Below are 23,497 nucleotides of genomic sequence, written 5' to 3'. Positions count from 1 at the left end.
CTACTTTGAAAGATGCACAATCTGGCGGGCTACTTCCGGCAGATCAGCAGTTTTTTCAGGGTCGAAGCCTAATGTCAGTTGCACCACAACGGGCTGGCCTTTGGCAGTCCCGTAGAAAATGAGTTGGTACGCCAGGCCGGTTTCCGTTGCGTAGCTGAGCCGGTAGCCCTTCGCCGGCATATCCAGAATAAACCCGTCGAACACCTGCTGTTCGGCGGGTTTGTGTTTTTTCTTCTCCGTACGCACCAGGTCTTCCACTACCGGCAGCAACTGGCCCCGGTCGAGATAGAGCCAGCCCAGCTGGTAGTTGTCGCAGCGGAGCTCATATTTTGATTCCGGCGTGCAACCAGCCGGAACGGTCAGGTTGACGCCACAGAAATTAAGCGTGGCTTCGGGGGAGCTGGTTTGCGCAAAAGCCAGGCTTGGTAGCAGCAACCAAGCACTCAACACTACTTTCTTCATGCGTCAGGAAAGATAAAACACGTCCAATATAGCGCAACGCCCAGCAACGGCAAAGGCAAACATAAGTGGGCCAGTGAGAATTAATGCATCCGGTCGTCGCGGACGGGCAAGCTGGTTACTATTTCACCCTCAATCTTTAGTAGCTCCTGCAGCCGCACCTCTACCTCTTTGGGGTCGCAGTATTCCTTGGCCAGCTCCACATAGCTCACAAAATGGCCGGCTTCGGATACCATTAGCTCATAGTAGAACTTGCTTAGCTCAGGGTCCGGAATATGCTTCCAGAGCAACTTAAACCGCTCACAGCTGCGCGCCTCAATCAGGGCTGATACCAGCAACTGATCCATAAGCTGCCGCTCGCGGGGGCCGCCTTTGCGCACATGCGTCAGCAGTTGCACCACGTACTCGTCGCGGCGCGGGCGGCCCAGCTGGTGGCCGCGTTTGCGCAGTTCCAGCAGCACCCGCTCAAAATGGCTCCATTCCTCAGCCACCAAATCCGTCAGCTCATCCACGAGGCGGGTTTTCTCCGGGTAGTGAATAATCATGCTGATGCCGGTGCTGGCCGCCTTCTGCTCGCACCACGCATGGTCGACGAGTATATCCTCGATGTTCTTGCTGGCAATATCCACCCAGCGCGGGTCGGTATTAAGCTTGAGCTTGAGGATGGTTTTTTCCTTGTCCTTGGGGTACATAAGGTAGAATAGCTGTACGTCGGCAACTGGTTTGGGAGCCGCTGCGCCTTATCAGTCGAAAAACTGCCACCGAATGCCCAACTCGAAGCGGCGGGGCAGGCCGGTGTAGTAGGGTGTCACGAAGTACCCGTCGCGCAGGATTCCCTGGTTGACGTAGGCCATTTTCAGCAGCACGGCTACCGTACGGATGTCGGCCGTCAGGAACACATCAGCCACAGCGAAATTGGCCGCTGTGAAGTGGTTCTGCACGTAAAATTGCTGGTTGCTGGGGCTGTAGTCGTAGGGCCGCCACGTCGACTGGTAGTACACCTCCGCGCCAATCTGCCCAAACAGCGCCTTCCTGAACACATAGCCTTGGTAGTAGACTTTGCTGTTCGTGACAAGAGCCGGAATGCGCAGGCCTTCCTCGTCGCCGCCGCTGGTAGCGTGGGCCTGGTTGTCGAAGAAGAAGTTGCCTACGTTGAAGCGGTACCGGGCTGAAACCGTCAGCAGCCGTCGGTCGACGCCAAGTTGAGCGGGCGCACCGGCTTCGTTGTAATAAACCAGGTCCGTGATGTTGATGATGGCACCCGAGGCTTCCAGGCGGTGCTGGCCCAGGGTCTGGTCGAGGCGGGCCGTAAATTGATTGATGAACGTATTGCGGAACGCATTGTCCCAGGCGTAGTGGTTGCCATCAAACTGCCGTTGCGTGAGCGTAGGCGAGAAGCTGGTACTCAGCACCTCGCCTGTCAGCGGCCCTACCTTAGCGGCACCACGCACCCAGTACTCCTGGTTCTGCGCGGGGTTGTTGATGTCGAGGGCAAACACCTCCCCAGCCGTTTCGATGGCGAAAATTTTGTAGTTGAACGCCGCCGAGCCGCCCACAAAAAGCTGGCTAAAATCCTGTCCGTCGTTGGCTGCGGGGCGTAGTTCGCCGGGCTCCCCTACTAGGTTGCGCGTTGCCAGCGACAGGGCGCGGTGGCGGGCGTAGAGCTTGTACTCTACGGCCGTGGTGCGGCCCAGCACCCCAAACGTGTTTTCCACCTGCTGCACTTCGGCCCGGTCGTCGGTGGCCGTCTGGCTCAGGCGGGCGCGGGGGTAATAGAGCAGGGTATTGGTGGTGGTGTTGACGGGCAGCTTGGTATCTTGGAAGCGGTTCATCTGGCGGTGCCAGTCTACTACGTGATAGGCAGTGAGGCCCTTGCCCAGCAGGCGGTACGACTGCGCAAAGCGGATTCCGTCGCGGTGCTCCCGGTTGGAAGCCGTAAACAGCCAGGGGCGCTCTTCTCCGTAGTCGAACAGCTCGCTCAGCTCCGTCGTGTCCGGGGTAGTGGTATTCGCAGACAGACTGGGATTGATGCCGCCCTGCTCCACCGCCAGGTGCCTGACGTTGTTGTAGTTCAGCAGCGCGTGGTACCGCTCGTCGGTGCTTTGGAAGCGGGCAAAAACTAGAAAGTTGCTGTGCTCCACCAACGACTCGCGCGGGTTGTTGGTGTACACTTTGTTTGCCGCAAACCGCTCGTAGGCAATACCTATACTGGCGTTTTTGTTGATGCTGCGCGTGTAAGAAAGCTCAAATACCTGTTCGCCGTTGCCGCCCTGAATGAAGCGAAAAAACGTGTACGGCGACTTGGAATCGTAGTACGGAATGGTGGCTGGGTCGCGGGCGTACCGGTCGAAGGCGTTGCGGCCGAGGCGGGCGCCCAGCTCCGTATTGGTGCGCCACAGCAGCGGCCGGCCCGCGGTGCCCACGTGCCCCAGATCCTGGTAGAAAGTACTATCGTGGTACCAATTGCGCGCCGAGGGCAAGTTGACGAGGGCCGTATCAATAATGCGGCCTTCGTTCTGGTCGCGCAGCAGATCGGCTTCCCGAAGAACACGGGTGGTACGGGCGCCATAGAGTACCTTGGTAGAGTCGTCGAGCACCTGGGCCTGCACAGCAGCCGGTACGGTCAGCAGCAGGAAAAACACACTCCAGCCAGCCCAGTTCCGGGCAACGCGACCCAACCACCGCAGCGGCAGGCTATACATACAAGACGAGAGCAACGACAGGTCAGACAACAGCTTGGGGCTTCAACGCGGCCGGGAGCAACTGACGCAGGCGGGCGGCGCCATCAGCCAGAAACTCCACGGTAATAGGAATGTAGAAAACGGGCAGACGCGCTATTTCCGTATGCAGCGCGGGGGCCAGCAGGCGGGTAGCATCTTTCTGCGTCGTAAAAATACAGCGCCCGGGGCCGCAATGCGCAGCCATTCTCGCAATTTCCGCGGTAGTAAACGCATGATGGTCGGGAAAATCGGCGTGATGCACGATATGGTAGCCGGCAGCCACCAAATAATCGCGCAACGGCCCCGGCTGAGCAATACCCGTCAGCAGCACAATTTCTGGCCCACACGTCACCATTTTAGCGGCACTACCCGCCAGCGGCACTGGTTCAGAGTAGGCATAAGTTGAAAACAGCACGGGAACACCGGGCCGGGCATAGTGCCGGACGCGCTGCTCGATTTCCTGCCGCCGGGTCACACTCAAGTCCGAGTCGCATTTGGTCACGATGACAGCATCGGCACGGCGGGCGCCGGTCCGGTTTTCGCGCAGACGTCCAGCCGGCAGCACATAATCCTCATAAAACGGCCGGTGCTGCTCGGTGAGCAGAATGCTAAAATCGGGCTGCACCCGGCGGTGCTGAAAGGCATCATCCAGCACTACAGCTCCCACCTGCGGCTGCGCAAACAGCCTGCTCAGGCCGGTCAGTCGGTCTTCACACACTGCCACGGGTACCTCCTGCCCCTTAAACTCCTGATAGTACTGCAGCGGCTCGTCGCCGAAGGTTTCGGCGGTTTCTTGGGGGCTGCCGAGCCGGAAGCCGCGGGTGCGGCGGCCGTAGCCACGGCTAAGAATGGCGGGGTGCTGGCCTCGGCTCAGCAGCTCGCGCACCAGCCAAGCCACATGCGGCGTTTTGCCAGTACCTCCCACGCGGAGGTTGCCCACGCTTAGTACCGGCACCGGCCAGAAATTCCCGGACGACTTGCGCCCCGTATCGTACAGCCAGTTGCGCACAGCCATGACACCGGCATACAGCCAGGCCAGAGGCATCAGCAGAAACGAAAGCAGACCGGACATGACAGGCAAAGGTAGCAGTTCATTTGTCCTGCCCAGCCACCGGTTCTACCGCTTGTCACTACGTCATAAAACCAGCGAGTTGTCCGATTTCTCAGCCAGCATAGGAGTCATTTATGGCGAGTGTCTTTTCGGATTACTGACACGAAGTATCTTCAACTATTACCTGACACTTGGCCTTATACCATAGTATCTATAAATAGATTATGCCTTACTCTGCCGAACAGATCATTCATTTCCTCACGACCTTTCCAGCTCCGCCTGCATTGCCGGATGACGTGCAGGCCTATAACCCCTACCGGGAGCCGGAAGTCGCGGAACTACTGACGCAGTTTGCCCAAAAATTTTACGCCGAAGACCGGCCGCGCGTGGCGTTGCTAGGCATCAATCCGGGGCGGTTTGGCGCGGGCCGCACGGGGGTGGCTTTCACTGATCCGGCCATGCTGGCCGAAGTCTGTGGCATTGCGAACAACCAGCCGCGGCAGCCCGAGTTGAGCAGCCAGTTTGTGTACCGGGTGATAGCCGAACTGGGAGGGTCGCAGGAGTTTTACCGTCATTTTTACCTTGGCTCGCTCTACCCGCTGGTGCTGCTGCGCCACGGCAAAAACTACAACTACTACGACTCGCGGGCTCTGCAGCGCGCTCTGGAGCCAGATATCCGGGACTCGTTGCGGCGGCAGGTGACGGAACTGGGGCTAGCCCGGCACGCGGCCGTATGCCTCGGGCGCCGCAACGGGCTCCTCTTTAAGAAGATTAATACCGAGTTGGGCTTATTTGATAAGATTGTGGTGCTGGACCACCCGCGTTACCTGATGCAATACAAGCGTCGTGCATTGGCCGAAAACGTAGCGCGGTACGTCGAAACGCTGGCTGGCTTGCTAGTAGAAGCGACGTAACATTTGCCGCTATAATCCCAACTTGCAGCCGCCCGTCGGTTCGTTGTGCCTCGTTGCTCCCTCTCTGTTTTTCCTCCTTCACTGAATTCAATGCCTACTGTTCAGGACCTTGCCCGCGTGCTGGAAGCCGCCGCACCCCTCGCCTACCAGGAATCCTACGACAATGCCGGCCTGCAGTGCGGCAACCCGCAGCAGGAAATCACTGGCGTGCTCATTGCCCTCGACTGCACCCCAGCTGTGGTAGACGAGGCCATTCGGCGCGGCTGCAACGTAGTAGTAGCGCACCATCCCCTGATATTTAAGCCGTTGAAGCGCCTCACCGGGGCCAACGAAGTGGAACAGACGCTGCTCAAAGCCATCAAAAACGATGTGGTCCTCTATGCCGCCCACACCAACCTCGACAACGTGCGTCATGGTGTGAACCGCAAGCTGGCCGACAAGCTGGGGCTGCAACACCTGCGTATTCTCGACCCCAAAACCGGCACGCTGGCCAAGCTCATTACTTACGTGCCCGCCACCCACACCGAAGCGGTACTGCAAGCCCTCTATACCGCCGGCGCGGGCCAGATCGGCGACTATTCCGATTGCAGCTTCCGCATGGAAGGCATTGGCACGTTCACGCCGGGTGCCGACACGAGTCCGTTCCAGGGCCAACCCGGTCAGCCTGAAACCTCCCCCGAGCAGCGCGTGGAAGTGCTGCTGCCGCTACACTTACAGCGCGCCGCCCTTCGCGCGTTGCGGCAGGCGCACCCGTATGAAGAAGTAGCCTACGAAATCATCCGCCTCGAAAACGAGCATCAGGAGGTAGGCTCGGGCATGGTGGGCGAGCTGCCCGATGCTCTGAGCCCTCAGGAATTTCGGCAGCGCCTGAAAACAGCACTGGGCGTGCCCGTAGTAAAGCATACCGATTTCGACCGGCCCATTAAGAAGGTGGCTATCTGCGGCGGGGCCGGAAGTTTCCTCATCAATAAGGCCCGCGCTGCCGGGGCCGATGCCTACGTCACCGGCGACCTGAAGTACCACGAGTATTTCGGGGCCCAAGGGCAGTTGCTGCTCTGTGATGTGGGCCATTTTGAGAGTGAGCAGTTCACCGGTGAAATCTTCCGGGATTTGCTTACCGAGAAGTTTGGAAGTACTTTTGCGCTCTTCATTGCCGAGACTTACACCAACCCCGTCCGATATGACTGCTAAGACCGTCGCCACTGCCCCGGCCGATGCCCCAGTTGCCAGCAAGCTGGAAGCCCTGCTCAACCTGCAACGCATTGACTCGCAGCTCGACGAAATCCGGCGCGTGCGCGGCGACCTGCCCGAAGAAGTACGTGACCTGGAAGACGAAATTGCCGGCTACGAGGTGCGCGTAAGCAAATTCGATGAGGAGATTTCCGGCCTCAACGACCAGATCAAGCAGCGCAAGCAGAACGCCAAAGATGCTGACGGCCTCATCAAACGCTATGAGGACCAGCAGCAGAACGTGCGCAACAACCGCGAATACGAAGCCATTTCTAAGGAAATTGAGCTGCAAAAGCTGGAAATCCAGATTTCCGAGAAGAAAATCAAAGAAGCCCAGTACCAGATTGACATGAAGAATGTCGAAATCGGCGGTACGAAGCAGCGTCTGGAAGAGCGCAAGAAAGACCTCGAGAACAAGAAAGGTGAGTTGAACGTCATCGTAGGCGAAAGCGAAGCCGATGAGAAGAAGCTGATGGATGAGCGCGAAAAGGCGACCCAGCCTATCGAGGAGCGCCTCTACACCGCCTATACCCGTATCCGCGGCAACGTACGCAACGGCCTGGCCGTGGTGACGGTGAAGCGCGACGCTTGTGGCGGCTGCTTCAACACGGTGCCCCCACAGCGCCAGGCCGACATCATTGCCCACAAGAAAATCATCGTGTGCGAGCATTGTGGCCGGGTTCTGGCCGATGTAGAAGCCCGTGTAGCCTAAGCTTCTCGGTTGACTACTACAAAAAGGAACGACTCACCAGTCGTTCCTTTTTTCTTGTCCGCTCCCATTTCCTCATGAAGAGTTCTGCTGACGTATGCGCCCCGGGTTTATGCCCCGTACTGCGGCGGACGGTCCTGCTGCTGGTCTTGCTGGCGGCATACCTTCCCTGCAGTTTCGGAGCCGAGAGGCAGCAGACAACAGCACAGCCGGAATCAGTGGCCGGCGGCGGCTTGCTGCTTCCGTCTTCGGCCGCCCGTGCTTATGCGGAACTGCTGAAACTACGCCCCGGCCCGGCCCGGCAACTGCTTCGGACTGAGCCGGGGCATGCAACTGCCACCCTGCTCGTGCAGGACTGTATCGACTTCACGGAGCTGATGCTTAGCCAGGACGCCAGCCGCTACGGAGCCACAGTGGCGGCGCAGGACGCCCACCTGGCCCAACTAGAGAAAAGCTCCGAAAAGAGTGCACTACGAGAGTACGCCCGCGCCGAAATCAGGCTGCATCAGGCAGCGGCCCAGGTAACGTTCGGGCACGAGGTGCAAGGTGCCTGGAGCCTGCGGCAGGCGTACCAGCAGATGCAGACCGTAGTAAAGCGCCACCCAACGTATCTGCCGGCCCGCAAAACCCTGGGCCTGATGCAGTTCTTCATTGGCTCGTTGCCGGAAGGCTACCGCTGGTTTCTGAAGCTGCTGGGGCTGCCGGGCAGCGTGGAGGCGGGCCTGAGCAACCTGCGCGCCGCCGCCCGCCAACCCAACGACTTCCAGCCCGAAGCCCGCATTTTGCTGGCGCTAGTGGAGGAAACCTACTACAAGAAGCCGGAAGAAGCGCTGCAACTCGTCACGCGCCTGCACCAGCAGCAGCCCGATAATCTGCTGTACTCGTACCTGCTCATCAGTCTCAACAAAAAGCAGCACCGCACTGCGGCCGCCTTAGCCGCTTATCGAGCCCGCCCTACTGGTGCCGGCTACGTGTCGCTGCCCTATCTGCGCCACATGGCCGCCGACCTGCTGCTCTACCAAGGAGACTATGCCGCCTCGCGCCGTGAAAACGAGTTGTTTCTGCAGGAGTTCAAAGGTCAGCACTACCGCAAGGATGCATTTTTCAAGCTCTATCTCGCTGCCTGGCTATCTGGGGAGGCCGTTGCAGCCGAACAATACCGCCGTCAGATAGCCAGCGGAGGGCGCACGGTGGTGGAGGAAGACACCTATGCGCAGCGCTTCTTTGAAGGCAAGCTGCCGCTCAACCGCCTGCTGACCCGGGCCCGGCTGCAGATTGACGGCGGCTACTACCACGAAGCCTTGGCCACCCTCGATGCTTTTCACAGTACTACCGCCACGCCCCTGCGCGACCGGCTGGAGGAGCCCTACCGCCGGGCCCGCGCCTGGCACCTACTTGGGCGCCTCGATTCGGCCCGCCTGCTCTATGCCCGTACTATTGCGCTGGCCGGCAACGCGCCCTACTACTTTGCCCCGCAGTCGGCGCTGCAGCTTGGGTTTCTCTACCAGGCCGAAAGACAGAGCAACACCGCCAAAGTCTATTTCCGGAAAGCGCTAAGCTACCCCAAGCACGAGTACAAGAACAGCACCGACACCAAAGCCAAGCTGGCGCTAAAAGAACTCGAATAAGCCACCGGCCCGGCATGGCAGCTATGCGGCGCCTTGCCTGCCCGTATCTTTGTGCTGTGTTATCTGCTCCGCTCACCGTTCCACTCTCCAGCCTCCCCTCCGATTTTCGGGCCCGTGCCCTGCGCTGGGCAGCCGGTTTCGTGCACTGTGCCTACCTCGAACCCAATAACCTGCCTTATCCGCAGGGGCCTTTTGAGCATATTCTGGGCGTGGCCGACGACGCGGCTAACGCACCTCGCACGCTGGACCAACTGCGCCCGTGGCTGCTTAGGTCCTCCGCTTCTGCTCCCGCTCTGGGTTTTCTGACCTATGACGTCAAGAATGAAATTGAGGCCCTCACCAGCCAGAATGTATCCGGATTGGAGTGGCCACAGCTTCATTTTTTCTCGCCTCAGACCTGGTTCTACTGGCGACAACATGAGGTGGAATTACATGGCCACACGGCCGGCGTGCTGGAAGCTATACTCGCTACGGAAGTGCCGGTTGTGTCTACTCCCTCTGTCCCAGCCTTGGTACCTCGGATGCCTAAAGCGGACTACCTACGGGCAGTAGAAGCTGTGCGCGAAGACATCCTGAACGGCGAAGTGTACGAGCTGAATCTGTGCCAGGAGTTCTACGCCGAAAATGTGACGTTGGACCCCGTGGATGTGTTTCTGCGCCTCAATGCTGCTTCGCCTGCGCCGTTTGCGGGCTTCTTCCGTCACCACCACCATGTCCTGCTCTGCGCCTCCCCCGAGCGGTTTCTGGCCCGGCGCGGCCCGGCCATTTTTTCCCAGCCCATCAAAGGCACCATCCGGCGCGGCACTACTCCTACCGAAGATGAGCACCAACGCCAGACGCTACTTCAGGACGAAAAGGAGCGCGCCGAAAACCTGATGATTGTAGACCTGGTGCGTAATGACTTGGCCCGCGTGGCTCAGACTGGCTCCGTGCAAGTGCCTGAGCTGTTCGGTCTCTACCCGTTCCGGCATGTCTGGCAGATGATTTCGACGGTGCAGGCTGAGTTGCGCCCCCAAGTGGACCTAGTAGATGTGCTGCGTGCTACCTTCCCGATGGGCTCGATGACGGGCGCCCCAAAAATCCGGGCCATGCAGCTTATCGAGCACTATGAGCAAACCCGGCGTGGCCTTTACAGCGGCAGCATTGGCAACGTGTTGCCCAACGGCGACTTCGATTTTAACGTCGTGATTCGTAGCCTGCAGTACCGTCAGGATACTGGCTACCTCAGCTTCCAGGTCGGCTCGGCCATCACCTACGACTCGGTACCGGAACGAGAGTATGAGGAATGCCTACTCAAGGCCCGCGCCATCCTGGACGTGCTGGGCGCGGCCATAGGGTAGATTGGTAAGTTGGCGGAGAGTGGTCAGCTTGAGCTTGCGCAGGATGCCAGCCGCATTTCGGTTATTACGTCTTCCACCTACCCTTCAGTCGCCGCTCAAACTCCTGTAGAAACTGACCCACATGGTAGCCATCGGCCAGAGCATGGTGCACGTTCACAGCCACGGGCATCCAGGTGCTGCCATTTTCCTCATAGAGCTGGCCGAAGGAAATCTTGGGGCAGCTGTCGGGGTGCCGGAAGCTACGGGCGTGGGTGAGGCCGCTGAACCGCACCCACGGAATGGCAGAGCAATGCAGCACATCGGCGCGGGCGGTGGTATCGTTCAGGCGCAGACCGGTGCTGGCCTGCGTGGCCGCTATTTCGGCTTGGGCAGACGCCACGAAGCCAGCCAGTTCCGGATTCTGCTCGATGAAAGAAAAGGCAAACGTATGGTCGGGCCGGCCCAGCGTGGCGGAGGCGTGTACCCGGTCGTAGAGGTACACCTGCCCGTCCTCGATGCGCATGCGGAACTCCGGCACTGCATTGGCGGCTTCTACGGCGTGGTAGAGGTAGTACAGAAAAAACGATACGCCCAGCCGCTTGGCCTCGTCCTGCGCGCCGGTGCAGTTCACAGGAGCTACCAGTCCAAAAAACGGCTCCTCGAAGCTGGAGAAGAAGGCAAAATGTTCGCGGCGGTTCCAAGTAGAAAGGTCAATCTGCTGTTTCATGGGCGGCAAGTTCGATAACTTTGAGGGCCTTTTCCGCCGCTATTTCCTCCAGTGTTTCTATCATGACTGCTGCTCACCTCATTGCCTTCGACGCCGACGACACCCTCTGGCCCAACCAGCCCCACTTCGACCAGGTGGAAGCGCGCCTGTTCGAAATCATGGCCCATTGCGGCGACGCGGCCCACATCAGCACCCACCTCAACGCCACGCAGCGCCGCAACATGCAGCTGTTCGGCTACGGGGCCAAGTCGTTTATGCTTTCCATGATTGAAACGGCCATCCAGCTTACGAGCGGTGCCGTTACGGGCCACGACATCCAGCAGATTCTGGACATGGGGAAGGACCTGCTGCGTTATCCTATTGAGCCGCTGCCTGGCGTGGTAGAGGTGCTCACAGAGCTACGCCGCCGCGGGCACCGCCTGATGCTGCTCACCAAAGGCGACCTGTTCGACCAGGAAAGCAAAATTGCCCGCTCGGGCTTGGGCGAGCTGTTTGACCACGTGGAAGTAGTGAGCGAAAAAGACGAAGCCACCTACCGCCGTCTGCTGGCCCGCTATAACGCCACAAAGGAGAAGTTTGTCATGATTGGCAACTCTCTCAAATCCGATATTCTGCCGGTGGCAAAACTCGGATTTCGGGCCGTACACGTGCCCTACCACGCCAACTGGATTTTTGAGCACGTCGATCCGGCTCTGCTGGAAGACGTATCATTTCACACCGTGCGCGACGTGCGTGAGCTGCTGGAGTATTTGGGCTGATGAGCTAGTAGTAAACGTGCTAGCATTTCATCCTGAGCTTGCGAAGGACCTTATCACGTCTGGATAGCAGTGAACGACAACCATTACGGCATAATACGGCCCTTTGATACTGGCTTGCTTCGCCACATGCTCAGGATGACATAACGTAAAAACCAGCACTTCCTCCCGATACAAACCCAGCACACTCTCTCTGCCATTCTGTCATTTTCGGGCTGAAAATCCTACCTTTGCCCTTCACTGAATTGTGAAGCTGACGCCCCTGAGGCCTTTTGAAATGTCCCAACCGCTGATTACGCTCGACTTCCTCGATACCCCCACGCTGCCTACTCCGGCCGTGGATGCCACTACCCACGCCCACGAGCCCTCCGGCGAAGTGCGCGTGAACCCCGCTACCCGCACTGGCCGCACGCGCAAGCTCTATATGGAGAGCTACGGCTGCCAGATGAACTTCTCCGACTCTGAAATCGTGTCGAGTATCCTTTACAATGAGGGGTTCGACACGACTGAGGACCTCGCCAGCGCCGACTTGGTGCTGCTCAACACCTGCTCCATCCGGGAGAAGGCCGAGCAGACCGTGCGCATGCGCCTCTCCCAGATCAACAGTCATAAAAAGCGCAACCCGGCCATGCTGGTGGGCGTGCTGGGCTGTATGGCCGAGCGACTGAAAAGCAAGTTTCTGGACGAGGAAAAGCTGGTGGACCTAGTTGTGGGCCCCGACGCCTACCGCGACCTTCCTCAACTGATTCAGCAGGTAGACGGCGGCCAAAAAGCCGTAAACGTGCTGCTGAGCCGCGAGGAAACCTACGCCGACATCACGCCGGTGCGCCTGAACTCGAACGGCATCACGGCCTTCATCAGCATCATGCGCGGCTGCGACAACATGTGTTCTTTCTGCGTGGTACCCTTTACACGGGGCCGCGAACGGAGCCGCGACGCCCACAGCATCGTGCGCGAAGCCGAAGACCTGGTAGCGCAGGGCTACAAGGAAGTGACACTGCTCGGCCAGAACGTAGACTCCTACAAGTGGGCTTCCGAAGATGGTCTGGAGCACGTAAATTTCGCGCAACTGCTGGAGCGGGTGGCCAACATCAGCCCTGAACTGCGGGTGCGCTTCTCCACCTCCCACCCCAAGGACATCACCGACGAGGTGCTGCACACCATGGCCCGGCACGAGAACATCTGCAAATACATCCATTTGCCGGCTCAGAGTGGCAATTCGCGCATTCTGGCTCTCATGAACCGTACCTACGACCGGCCCTGGTACGAGGACCGGGTGCAGGCCATCCGCCGCATCCTCGGCGACGACTGCGGCATCAGCTCCGATATGATTTCGGGCTTCTGCTCCGAAACCGAAGCCGAACATCAGGATACTCTGAGTCTGATGGAACTGGTACGCTACGATATGGCCTACATGTTCTTCTACTCGGAGCGCCCCGGCACGCTGGCCGCTCGCAAGCTCGAAGACGATGTACCGCTCGAAGTGAAGAAGCGCCGCCTAGCCGAAATCATTGAGCTCCAGCGTGAACACAGTCGGCTGCGCAACCAGCGGTCCGTGGGCCGGGTGCACCGGGTATTGGCCGAGAACTTCTCCAAGCGCAGCCAAGAGCACCTCAGCGGCCGCAACAGCCAGAATCAGGTGGTCATCTTCCCGCGCAAGCACTACAAGAAAGGCGACTATGTGAACGTGCTGGTACACGAAGCCACGACGAACACCCTGCTGGGCGAAGCGGTGTAGCTTTACATTGTCCTGCTTTGAGGTAGGATAATAAAGTTTCTTCAGCCTAGCTGAAAATAAACCGCCCTAGCAATTCGTCTACCCTACGAAAACACTCCTGACTTGACACCTTCCGAAATACAATCCATCAAACAGCGCTTTGGCATTATCGGCAATGCGCCCTCGCTGAACTACGCTATTCAGGTAGCGGCGCAGGTGGCCCCGACCGATATGACGGTGCTGATAACGGGCGAAAGCGGCTCCGGCAAGGAATCATTTTCGAAGATTATCCACTCATTGTCGCCGCGCAAGCACGGGCAGTTTATTGCCATTAACTGCGGCGCCATTCCGGAAGGCACCATCGACTCGGAGCTGTTTGGTCACGAAAAAGGCTCGTTTACAGGTGCTCAGGAAGCCCGCAAAGGCTACTTCGAGGTGACCAACGGCGGCACCATCTTCCTAGACGAAATCGGGGAGATGCCGCTCGGCACGCAGGCCCGCCTGCTGCGCGTGCTCGAAAACGGCGAATTTATTCGGGTGGGCTCGTCCAAAGTCCAGAAGACTGACGTGCGTGTAGTGGCGGCCACCAACGTGAACCTGCTGGATGCCGTGCGCGAAGGCCGCTTCCGCGAAGACCTCTACTACCGCCTCAATACCGTTCCGATTACAGTTCCACCACTGCGTGAACGAGGCGACGATATTTATTTATTATTCAGAAAGTTCGTTACGGATTTTGCCGACCGTTACCGCGTGAAGCCGGTGACCCTCACGCCTGATGCGGTGCAGGAATTGCAGCGCTTCCGCTTCCCCGGCAACATTCGCCAGCTCAAGAATGTAGCCGAGCAGATGTCGGTGCTGGAAACGGACCGCGACGTGGACATCCGCCGCCTCCGCCAGTATTTGCCCGTGCAACAGGCCAGCCAGCTGCCCATGTTGCTGCACGCCGCCGGCCCCGAGGCCGCTGGCAATGGCTACTCGGAACGTGACCTGCTCTACAAGGTGCTCTTCGACATGCGCCGCGACATGACGGACCTCAAGAAGCTGGTGCTGGAACTGGCCGCCGGTCAGCGCCCGCAGGACTCGCAAGAACTCCTGCGCCAGAACAGCCACCTGTTTACCAACCTCAACGCCGCGCCTTACGAGGGTGCCCGCCCGCTGCGCCAGCCCTCCCCGGATGGCGGCGCCACAGAATATATTCTCACCCCCGGAGCCCTCGACGACGCCACCGACTACGAGGAGGAAGATACCCAGCGCGTGGAAGACATTCCGCACGAAACCGAGGAGGAAACCCTTTCCCTAGAAGCCAAGGAGAAGGAAATGATTATGAAGGCGTTGAAGAAGCACCACAACAAGCGCAAGTATGCCGCCCACGACCTGGGCATTTCGGAGCGCACGCTCTACCGCAAGCTAAAGCAATACGACCTTGAACAAGCGTAATCAGGTATCGAAGGTGTTTTTCTGGGTAGTGGGCCTGTTTCTGCTGCTCGGGTTGCATGGCTGCAAGGTGTACTCGTTCAGCGGCACCAACATCGATCCGGCCGTGAAAACCATTTCCATTGCCACCTTCCAGAACACCTCCAGCAACGGGCCCTCTTTTCTGGCGCAACGCTTCACGGAGGATTTCAAGGACTATTTCCAGCGCAACACCTCCCTCAAGCTAGTGCCGCGCGACGGCGACCTACAGTTTGAAGGGGCCATTACGGCCTATGATTTCGCCCCAGCGGCCATCCAGAACCAGAACGGCATCGACCAGGCCGGCGTAAACCGCCTCACGATTCAGGTGCGCGTGAAGTTCACCAACACCAACGACCCCAAGCAGGATTTCGAGCAGACGTTCCAGAGCAACGGCGACTTTCCAGCCACGCAGGACATCACGCAGATCAACAACGACCCTACCGCCACGCGTCGCATCACGCAGAACATCATCACCGACGCCTTCAACAAATCGGTGGCCAACTGGTAGCGAGGGTGTGGTTCCCTGCGTAAATTGCCGTATTGTTGCGGCCCGCTGTTCAGCAGGTCAGAAAGTGGCGATGCCTTGCCTGCTGATGACACCTTTGCCACTCAAGTAGTTACCCCATGACCCGTGCGTCGCTGTTACATATTCTGGACCATGTGAACCGGATTTCAGAAGCCGAAATCCGGGAGCTGGAACAGTTGGCGACGACGTTTCCGTACTGCCAGACCGCCCACGTACTGCTGGCCAAGGCCGCTCATGACCGGGGCAGTATGCTGGCCAGCCAGCGCCTGCGCCGGGCGGCCACCTACGCCACCGACCGCCAACTGCTGCGCCAGTTGCTGGAGCAGCCCGCTCAAGAGCCTGCCACGCGGCTGGCGGAAACTGCTGCCAACCTGCCCGAGGCAAGCAGGACCCGCCCCGCTGCGTTGCCGGCCGGCACTGCCACCTCTTTCCTTCAGACTCTGGGCACTGAAGACGTACAGGCGCTAGAAGTCAATGAAACCGAACCAGCCCACCTTTCAGCGGCGGAGGATACGGGCGAGGAGCCTGTGGCCGCAAATACTACTTCCGCTGAGTTAGTACCATCCTCGGCCGAAGAAGAAGATTCGACTTCTGAAGAATTAGCAGTCAACCTTTTAGCTGCTGATACTTTAGAGGATGCCGCTGTAGAAACCCCAATGGCTGCGGAAGCGACGGAGTCAGCAACGGCCACTACTGTAGAGGTTCCCACGGCCCCAGCAACTGCCCCGTTAGTAGCTCCTGCTGCCAGCGCTGAAACAGCAACACCCTCAGAAGCGGGTGTCGAAGTAGCAGATGATGAGCCTGTTGACACGACCGACGGTTCCTCTGTTTTAGATCAGCCTGTTTCACTGGACGCAAACCAGCTGGAGCCAGCGGAAGCGGCGGCTGTAGAGCAGCCTGCTCCAGCGCTGCTGCCAGAGAATGATGAGCTTTTACCGGCTGTAGCGCCTCCTATTCGACCGCCAGTAGAGGCCGGTATCTCCCGCTTTGAGTTTGGGTTGGGCGGGTCCGCTACCCCACCAGTTTCTGCGCTCTACCAGTTGCCCGGCGCCGATGAGGAGGAAGAGGAACCGCTGCCCGTCTCTCGGGAAACAGTGCCGTTGTTCCGCTCTGATGCGGAGCTAGCCTATGCGCTGCTAGGTGGCGGCAGCCGGCTGGGCTATGCGCTACAGATGCAGGATGGCGAACTAACTTCGGCGCTGCCCGCTGACGAGTTTTTTGCACCTGATGCGCTGCTGCATGCTCATGGAGTTGCCCATCGTCCCAAAGCCGAGCCCGGCCCTTCGCCGTTCGATCTGATTAACCGTTTCCTCAAAAATCAGCCGCGCCTGAAGTCGCCAGCCGTGCGGTTGTCGCTAGCCGAAGAGCAGACCGATTTGTCAGTGCGGAGTACCAGCGTAGTGCCGCAGCTCGCCTCCGAAAGCTTGGCCAAGATCATGGTAAAACAGGGCAAAATTGATAAAGCCATTGAAATATATGAACGGCTGATGGTGCGCCAGCCGGAAAAAAGCGCGTACTTTACCGACCAAATTCAACAACTGCAAACTCCGGAGTAGATGTACACTGCGCTTATTATTGTAATTCTTTTCGTGTGTTTCCTGCTTGCCCTGGTGGTGCTGGCCCAGAACCCCAAAGGTGGTGGACTGTCAAGCCAGTTTGGCTCGGGCGGCGCAGCCAACCTGATGGGCGTAAAGCGCACCGGCGACCTGCTCGAAAAACTCACCTGGGGCTTTGCCATTGCCCTGATGGTGCTCACGCTGGGCACGCACGTGCTTACGGGCACAACTGATGCCGGCCCCGGCCGCAGCGTAAACCAGCAAAAAGCCATGGAGACCCGCCTACCGGCCGCACCGGCTCCTACAGTACCTGGCGCAACGGCACCAGCAACGGCCCCCGGTACTGATGCCGCTCCGGCTCAGCAGCCAGCCCAGGCTCCCGCCGAAGTACCTGCACCGGCCAACTAGGCTTCCTGAAAAGCAACGTCTGAACGGCGGCTCCATGTGTAGGGAGCCGCCGTTTTTCTTTGTAGTAGTCCTGAATGGCCGTTGAGCGGCAGTAAAGTCAAGCCCGCAATAATGCACGTTGCACGCTCTGCTATTCCCTTACCTTCGCCCTGTCGGGGTCCGGCATATCGGGCAGCACTGTCACCTAGTTGTGTCACGTTTGGCAGGCTGGCGTAGCAAGATGGCGGATTTTCGGCCTTTGTGGCGTTCATTCTGTCAGGTTCGGCGGGCTGGCATAAGAAGTGCAGGAGCGCCGACACCATCCCGTTTCAAGTAAACCTTTCAACCAAAACGTACAATATGTCGCTTAGCATCAAACCGCTGGCTGACCGCGTGATTGTCGCGCCGGCCGCTGCCGAGGAAAAAACCAAATCGGGCATCATTATCCCCGACACGGCCAAGGAGAAACCCCAGCGTGGCGAAGTAGTAGCCGTGGGTGAAGGTAAAGTTGCCGACAATGGCACGACCATCAAGCCCCAGGTAAAGGCAGGTGACCAGGTGCTCTACGGCAAATATGCCGGCACTGAAATTACGGTTGACGGTGAGGATTACCTCATCATGAAGGAGTCGGACATCTTTGCCGTACTCTAAGCCGACCCTTTCTTTCTCTTTGAATTCCCCATACCCGAATAACTGATGGCTAAGAACATCCAATTCGATACCGACGGCCGCGACAAGCTGAAACGCGGCGTAGACAAACTGGCTAACGCCGTGAAAGTAACCCTCGGCCCCAAAGGCCGCAACGTGGTTATCGACAAGAAATTCGGCGCCCCGAGCATCACCAAAGACGGTGTAACGGTAGCCAAGGAAATTGAGCTGAGTGACCCGGTGGAAAACATGGGTGCCCAGCTGGTGAAGGAAGTTGCTTCCAAAACCGCTGACCAGGCCGGTGACGGCACTACCACCGCCACCGTATTGGCCCAGGCCATCTACGCCGCAGGTTCGAAGAACGTGGCCGCTGGTGCTAACCCCATGGACCTGAAGCGTGGCATCGACAAGGCAGTAATTGCCGTGGTTGCTAACCTGAAGGCGCAGTCCAAGAAAATTGAAAACTCGTCGGAAATTGCCCAGGTAGGCGCTATTTCGGCCAACAACGATATGGAAATCGGCAAAATGATTGCTGACGCCATGGACAAAGTGGGCAAAGAAGGCGTGATTACCGTGGAAGAAGCGCGCGGAACCGAAACCGAAGTGAAAACGGTGGAAGGCATGCAGTTCGACCGTGGCTACCTCTCTCCTTACTTCGTGACCAATCCGGAGAAAATGGAGGCCGAGTTCGACAACCCTTACATCCTCATCTACGACAAGAAGGTGAGCACCATGAAGGAGTTGCTGCCCGTGCTGGAGCAGGTAGTACAAAGCGGTAAGCCGCTGGTTATCATCTCCGAAGATGTAGATGGCGAAGCCCTGGCGACGCTGGTAGTAAACAAGCTGCGTGGCTCGCTGAAAATCGCGGCCGTGAAGGCTCCTGGCTTCGGCGACCGTCGCAAAGCCATGCTGGAAGACATTGCCGTTCTGACAGGCGGTACGGTTATTTCGGAAGAGCGCGGCTACAAGCTCGACAGCGCTACGCTGGAGTATCTCGGTACGGCCGAGAAAGTTATCATTGACAAAGACAACACGACCATCGTCAATGGTAAAGGTGAAAAGGAAACCATCACCGCCCGCATCAACGAAATCAAAGCCCAGATCGGCACTACCACGTCGGATTACGACAAGGAGAAGCTGCAGGAGCGCTTGGCTAAGCTGTCCGGTGGTGTGGCCATCCTCTACATCGGTGCCAGCACTGAGGTGGAGATGAAAGAGAAGAAAGACCGGGTTGACGATGCCCTGCACGCTACCCGCGCCGCCGTTGAGGAAGGCGTGGTACCCGGCGGTGGCGTGGCCCTGGTGCGCGCCCTCGATGCGCTGGAAGCAGTTGATACCCTCAACGGCGACGAGCGGACCGGTGTAAATATCATTCGCACGGCCCTCGAAGCTCCTCTGCGTACCATCGTGCAGAATGCCGGTGGCGAAGGCTCGGTAGTAGTGCAGAAGGTGCGCGAAGGCAAAGGCGACTACGGCTACAACGCCCGCGAGGACCGCTACGAAAACCTGATGGCCGCTGGTATCCTCGACCCAACCAAAGTAACGCGCCTGGCGCTGGAGAATGCCGCTTCGATTGCCGGCCTGCTCCTGACCACCGAGTGCGTGATTTCGGACGAGCCAGAGGCTGACAAAGACCACGGCCACGGCGGTGGTGCCCCCGGCATGGGTGGCATGGGCGGCATGATGTAATATCAGCCACTAAGCCAACCGCTAAGCCAAAAAGCCCCGCCGGACCAGTGTCCGGCGGGGCTTTTTCGTGTCCGATGAAAGTGTAAGTTACTTTTTTGCATCAGTTGACTACTGACGAAAAAAAGGATAATTATGCCCCCTATTGTGGCCCACTTTGGCCGTTTCAACTGTTCGTAGTCAGCAGGTAGTAGCGCGAACTTGGTAGTTCGCGTCTCCGCGCCGTACGGACGATTCCGTTTTACTGGCCCCAGGGCGCGAACTACCAAGTCCGCGCTACCATTCATCCACCGAAATTTCACAAAAAAGCCCTGCCAGAACATTCTGGCAGGGCTTTTCAATCTCAGTAAAGCTTTACGCAGCCGTAGCTACGGGCTCGTTCATCATGGTGGTGAGCTTGCGGTAGAGGAAGAACAGCACCAGCGAAGCGGCGGCCGACAGCACCACAAAGATCAGGAAGAACTCGTAGAGGCCCGTGATTTCGAAGCCTACGAAGTGCGGAGCAGGCTTGCCGGGCTCCGGATACAGGCCGCTCAGTACGCCCGCAAACTTGTTGCCGGCGGCCGTAGCCAGAAACCAGACGGCCATCAGCAGCGAGGCGAAGCGGGCCGGAGCCAGCTTGTTTACCAGCGCCAAGCCAATCGGCGACAGGCATAGCTCGCCGAAGGTGTGCATCAGGTACATCGTAATCAACCAGAACATACTCACTTTGGTACTGGCATCCACGCCCTTTACGCCGAAGGCAATGATGAGGTAGCCAACGGCCAGGAACATCAGGCCAATCGACATTTTCAGCGGCGAGGAGGGCTCCAGGCCGCGCTTGCCCAGCACCGTCCAGATGACGGCAAAGATGGGCGCGAAGATGATAATGAACAAGGCGTTGGCCGACTGGAAGTAAGAAGCCGGCACGGTATAGCTGGCCGTCAGCTGACGGTCAGTCTGCTCGGCGGCGAAGAAAGTAAGAGAAGCACCGGCTTGCTCGAACGCGCCCCAGAAGAAGATTACGAAGAAGCTGAGAATCAGAATCACATAGATTTTCTCCCGCTCCCGCTTGGTCAGCGAATCATCGGACAGTACGGCTATGGGAGCCACAATCATGGCGGAGAATACCAGGGCCCCAATCCAGTCATAGTTCATAAACCAGGCAATGGCCGCGTACACCACCACAAAAATGCCGATGAGCTTGGGCAGCTGGCTGGCGAAGCTGGTAGCCGGCTGGGCAATGGTTTCGGTGCGCACCGGAGAATCGGTGTTGACGGGCACTACGGGCGAGTGCTCCACGGTACGCTCGGGCTTGGCCCCCAGCGCCGCGCCTTCCGGACCAACCACGTACTTGTTCTTGAACAACTCGAACGTCAGGCTGCCAATCAGCATCCCAATACCGGCCGCCAGAAAGCCCCACTTAAACTCCGAGGGCACAATGTTGCCGCTAGCGTCATACACCTCGCCCAGCGTGCCGCACACCAGGGGTGAGAAGAATGCCCCCAGGTTGATGCCCATATAGAATATGGTGTAGGCCGCATCAATCCGGCTGTCGCCTTTGGGGTAGAGCGTCCCCACCATCGACGAGATATTTGGCTTGAAGAAGCCGTTGCCGAAGATGAGCATTCCCAGTCCCAGGAAAAACAGCGCCATCTGTGCCGACGACACGGCCGTCTGGCCCGGCGTGTAGAGCGAAGCCGATGCAAACAAGCTAAACTGCCCCAGCGCCATCATCAGGCCCCCGATCAGAATAGAGCGGCGGTTGCCCCAATACCGGTCAGCCATGTACCCGCCCAGCAGGGGCGTCAGGTAGACGAGAGAGGTGTAGTCGCCATATATCCGAGAAGTCAAGGCTTTATCGAACAATAGCGCATTAGCCATGTAGAGCGCCAGCAGGGCGCGCATGCCGTAGTAGCTGAACCGCTCCCACATCTCAGTGGCAAAGAGCACATAAAGGCCCTTCGGGTGGCCGGTGGAAGCGGCCATGTGGGGCTGCTCCTGCACGGCGGAGGTCGTTTGCATGAAATGAAAATGAAGTGATGAAAAGGAGAAAAGGCCGCCGGCTGCAACCGCACGGAGGTTGGTAAAGCTACAAAAGTTTCCTAACCCCGAAATAGCGCCCCGTATTTGCCTGCTTAGCCGCGGCCGGCCGCCGTTGGGCCAGCGAATTTTCGCAATAATTTTTCCGGCAACGTTGCCGGACCGGCGTTTTGCCTATTTTTGTCTTACCGTTCCCCCATTTTCCCACCCAACCCAGTTTCCGGCTTCTGTTATGTTAGATTCCGCCGCTACTAATCGCCTGGCTCCGCTGGGTATCACGCAGGCCGCCCAGGTGCACCTGAACCTGACGCCTGAGCAGCTCACGCAGGAAGCCCTGCGCCGCCACGAAGGCGTGCTCACCGACACCGGCGCGCTGATGGCCGACACCGGCCAGTTCACCGGCCGCTCCCCCAAAGACCGGTTCGTGGTCAAAGACGCCGGCACCGCCGACAGCGTATGGTGGGGCGACATCAACATTCCCTTCGCCGAAGACAAGTTCGAGCAGCTGCACCAGAAGATGGTGCAGTACCTGGCCGACAAGGAACTTTACGTGCGCGACGCCTACGCCGGCGCCCACCCCGACTACCAGCTCAAGCTGCGCGTGGTCAACGAGCTGGCCTGGCACAACCTGTTCTGCTACAACATGTTCCTGCGCCCCGCTGAAGGCGCCGACACCAGCTGGACGCCCGACTTTAGCATCCTCTGCGCCCCCGGCTTCGAGGCCGACCCGGCCGTGGACGGCACCCGCCAGAAGAACTTTGCCATCCTCAACTTCTCCAAGAAGATGATTCTGATAGGTGGCACGGGCTATGCCGGCGAGATGAAAAAGGGCATCTTCGGCGTGCTCAACTACCTGCTGCCCCACGAGCGCGCCACGCTGCCCATGCACTGCTCGGCCAACGTGGGCAAAGACGGCGACACGGCCATTTTCTTCGGCCTCTCGGGCACCGGCAAAACCACGCTGTCGGCCGACCCCAACCGCGGCCTGATTGGTGATGATGAGCACGGCTGGACGCCGGATGCCGGCATCTTCAACTTCGAGGGCGGCTGCTACGCCAAGGTTATCGATTTGAGCGCCGAGAAAGAGCCCGAAATCTGGAACGCCATCAAGGCCGGCGCCATCGTGGAAAACACGCGCTTCGTGCCCGGCACCACCACCGTGGACTACGCCAACAAGAGCGTGACGGAAAACACGCGCACGGCCTACCCCATCCACTTTATTCCGAACGCCATCGAGCCGAGCGTGGCCGAGGCGCCCAAGAACATCTTCTTCCTGACGGCCGACGCCTTCGGGGTACTGCCGCCCATCAGCCGCCTGGACAAGAGCCACGCCATGTACCACTTCATGAGTGGCTACACGGCCAAGGTAGCGGGCACCGAAATGGGTATCACCGAGCCACAGACCACGTTTTCGGCTTGCTTCGGCGCCGTGTTCCTGCCGCTGCACCCGACCAAGTACGCCGAGATGCTGGGCAAGAAGATGGACGAAAACGAGGTGAACGTGTGGCTGGTGAACACGGGCTGGAGCGGCGGCAGCTACGGCGTCGGCTCGCGCATGAAGCTGAGCTACACCCGGGCCATGATTACGGCCGCCCTTAATGGCGAGCTGAACGACGTGGAATTCAGCAAACACCCGATTTTTGGGGTGGAAGTGCCGGCTGCGGTGCCGGGCGTGCCCACCGACATCCTGGACCCACGCGCCACTTGGTCCGACCCGGAAGCGTACGACAAAACGGCCGCCGACCTGGCGCAGAAGTTCGTAACCAACTTCCAGAAGTACGCTGATTTCGCCAACGACGAAATCCTGGCCGGGGCGCCCAAGACGACGGAAGTAGCCAGCGTGTAACGCTTAAACTGATTGACTCAGAAGCCCCGCTGGCAGTGCCGGCGGGGCTTTTGCGTTTCAGGAATAGCAGCTACCGTCGAAGAAGTTGAAACGAACCATGACAAGCCGCTGAACTGCACCAACTTTACCGGTTGGATTGCCG

20 protein-coding genes are annotated in these 23,497 nt (G+C 58.8%); 14 read left to right on the top strand and 6 right to left on the bottom strand.

Annotated features, from left to right (window positions below; translation table 11 throughout):
- The 4 genes from H4317_RS08820 to lpxK all read right to left on the bottom strand — a co-directional run bounded on the left by H4317_RS08820 (position 1) and on the right by lpxK (position 4,251).
- Positions 1-462 (bottom strand): hypothetical protein, encoded by a 462-nt coding sequence (locus tag H4317_RS08820; RefSeq protein ID WP_185889752.1) that lies wholly within the window; start codon positions 460-462, stop codon positions 1-3.
- A gap of 80 nt (positions 463-542) precedes the next feature.
- Complete coding sequence (locus H4317_RS08815) at positions 543-1,151, bottom strand: MiaE family protein (protein WP_185889751.1); 609 nt, start codon at positions 1,149-1,151, stop codon at positions 543-545.
- A 51-nt stretch (positions 1,152-1,202) separates the two neighbouring features.
- Positions 1,203-3,161 carry a putative porin gene (locus H4317_RS08810; RefSeq protein ID WP_185889750.1) on the bottom strand — a complete coding sequence of 653 codons (1,959 nt, stop codon included), beginning with the start codon at positions 3,159-3,161 and terminating at the stop codon, positions 1,203-1,205.
- Between the two features lie 22 nt (positions 3,162-3,183).
- The gene (gene lpxK / locus H4317_RS08805) at positions 3,184-4,251 is read right to left on the bottom strand and encodes a tetraacyldisaccharide 4'-kinase (protein ID WP_185889749.1); all 1,068 of its coding nucleotides are present in this window, start codon (positions 4,249-4,251) and stop codon (positions 3,184-3,186) included.
- A 203-nt stretch (positions 4,252-4,454) separates the two neighbouring features.
- On the opposite strand from lpxK, the gene H4317_RS08800 reads away from it, so the two are divergent.
- The 5 genes from H4317_RS08800 (at position 4,455) to pabB (ending at position 10,051) form a co-directional block, all read left to right on the top strand.
- Positions 4,455-5,144 carry a uracil-DNA glycosylase family protein gene (locus tag H4317_RS08800; RefSeq protein ID WP_185889748.1) on the top strand — a complete coding sequence of 230 codons (690 nt, stop codon included), beginning with the start codon at positions 4,455-4,457 and terminating at the stop codon, positions 5,142-5,144.
- Between the two features lie 90 nt (positions 5,145-5,234).
- Positions 5,235-6,335, top strand: coding sequence for a Nif3-like dinuclear metal center hexameric protein (locus tag H4317_RS08795; protein ID WP_185889747.1), 1,101 nt, complete (start codon positions 5,235-5,237; stop codon positions 6,333-6,335).
- Complete coding sequence (locus tag H4317_RS08790) at positions 6,325-7,086, top strand: zinc ribbon domain-containing protein (RefSeq protein WP_185889746.1); 762 nt, start codon at positions 6,325-6,327, stop codon at positions 7,084-7,086. Before H4317_RS08795 ends, H4317_RS08790 begins: the two co-directional genes overlap by 11 nt.
- Before the next feature lie 230 nt (positions 7,087-7,316).
- Positions 7,317-8,711, top strand: a complete 1,395-nt coding sequence (locus H4317_RS08785; protein ID WP_185889745.1) for a DUF3808 domain-containing protein — start codon at positions 7,317-7,319, stop codon at positions 8,709-8,711.
- A gap of 56 nt (positions 8,712-8,767) precedes the next feature.
- Positions 8,768-10,051 (top strand): aminodeoxychorismate synthase component I, encoded by a 1,284-nt coding sequence (pabB, locus tag H4317_RS08780; protein WP_260625867.1) that lies wholly within the window; start codon positions 8,768-8,770, stop codon positions 10,049-10,051.
- 64 nt (positions 10,052-10,115) lie between these two features.
- Here pabB and H4317_RS08775 read toward each other — a convergent pair whose 3' ends face one another.
- On the bottom strand, positions 10,116-10,757 hold the full coding sequence (locus H4317_RS08775) for a chloramphenicol acetyltransferase (RefSeq protein WP_185889744.1): 642 nt from the start codon (positions 10,755-10,757) through the stop codon (positions 10,116-10,118).
- A 62-nt stretch (positions 10,758-10,819) separates the two neighbouring features.
- Between H4317_RS08775 and H4317_RS08770 the strand changes: the two genes are divergently transcribed.
- The 8 genes from H4317_RS08770 (at position 10,820) to groL (ending at position 19,490) form a co-directional block, all read left to right on the top strand.
- Positions 10,820-11,515: an HAD family hydrolase gene (locus tag H4317_RS08770; protein ID WP_185889743.1), complete on the top strand. Its 696-nt coding sequence runs from the start codon at positions 10,820-10,822 to the stop codon at positions 11,513-11,515.
- A gap of 274 nt (positions 11,516-11,789) precedes the next feature.
- Positions 11,790-13,250 carry a tRNA (N6-isopentenyl adenosine(37)-C2)-methylthiotransferase MiaB gene (gene miaB / locus H4317_RS08765; RefSeq protein WP_185889742.1) on the top strand — a complete coding sequence of 487 codons (1,461 nt, stop codon included), beginning with the start codon at positions 11,790-11,792 and terminating at the stop codon, positions 13,248-13,250.
- A gap of 102 nt (positions 13,251-13,352) precedes the next feature.
- Positions 13,353-14,666, top strand: coding sequence for a sigma-54 interaction domain-containing protein (locus H4317_RS08760; protein ID WP_185889741.1), 1,314 nt, complete (start codon positions 13,353-13,355; stop codon positions 14,664-14,666).
- Positions 14,653-15,192: an LptE family protein gene (locus tag H4317_RS08755; protein WP_260625866.1), complete on the top strand. Its 540-nt coding sequence runs from the start codon at positions 14,653-14,655 to the stop codon at positions 15,190-15,192. Before H4317_RS08760 ends, H4317_RS08755 begins: the two co-directional genes overlap by 14 nt.
- Before the next feature lie 116 nt (positions 15,193-15,308).
- Positions 15,309-16,766, top strand: a complete 1,458-nt coding sequence (locus H4317_RS08750; protein WP_185889740.1) for a DUF8458 domain-containing protein — start codon at positions 15,309-15,311, stop codon at positions 16,764-16,766.
- Entirely contained in the window at positions 16,767-17,174 is a 408-nt protein-coding gene (gene secG, locus H4317_RS08745; RefSeq protein ID WP_185889739.1) for a preprotein translocase subunit SecG, read from the top strand.
- A gap of 339 nt (positions 17,175-17,513) precedes the next feature.
- On the top strand, positions 17,514-17,804 hold the full coding sequence (gene groES, locus H4317_RS08740; RefSeq protein WP_185889738.1) for a co-chaperone GroES: 291 nt from the start codon (positions 17,514-17,516) through the stop codon (positions 17,802-17,804).
- A gap of 45 nt (positions 17,805-17,849) precedes the next feature.
- The gene (gene groL, locus H4317_RS08735) at positions 17,850-19,490 is read left to right on the top strand and encodes a chaperonin GroEL (RefSeq protein WP_185889737.1); all 1,641 of its coding nucleotides are present in this window, start codon (positions 17,850-17,852) and stop codon (positions 19,488-19,490) included.
- Between the two features lie 351 nt (positions 19,491-19,841).
- On the opposite strand, the gene H4317_RS08730 is transcribed toward groL, so the two are convergent.
- Complete coding sequence (locus H4317_RS08730) at positions 19,842-21,491, bottom strand: peptide MFS transporter (RefSeq protein WP_221899191.1); 1,650 nt, start codon at positions 21,489-21,491, stop codon at positions 19,842-19,844.
- Positions 21,492-21,741: 250 nt separating this feature from the next.
- Between H4317_RS08730 and pckA the strand changes: the two genes are divergently transcribed.
- The gene (gene pckA, locus H4317_RS08725) at positions 21,742-23,355 is read left to right on the top strand and encodes a phosphoenolpyruvate carboxykinase (ATP) (protein ID WP_185889736.1); all 1,614 of its coding nucleotides are present in this window, start codon (positions 21,742-21,744) and stop codon (positions 23,353-23,355) included.
- The last annotated feature ends 142 nt before the right edge of the window (positions 23,356-23,497 follow it).

Source organism: Hymenobacter sediminicola (assembly GCF_014250515.1).
Taxonomy (GTDB): Bacteria; Bacteroidota; Bacteroidia; order Cytophagales; family Hymenobacteraceae; genus Hymenobacter; species Hymenobacter sediminicola.
Note: the sequence above shows the minus strand (reverse complement) of the source record. Positions and strands in the feature narration are given on the sequence as shown.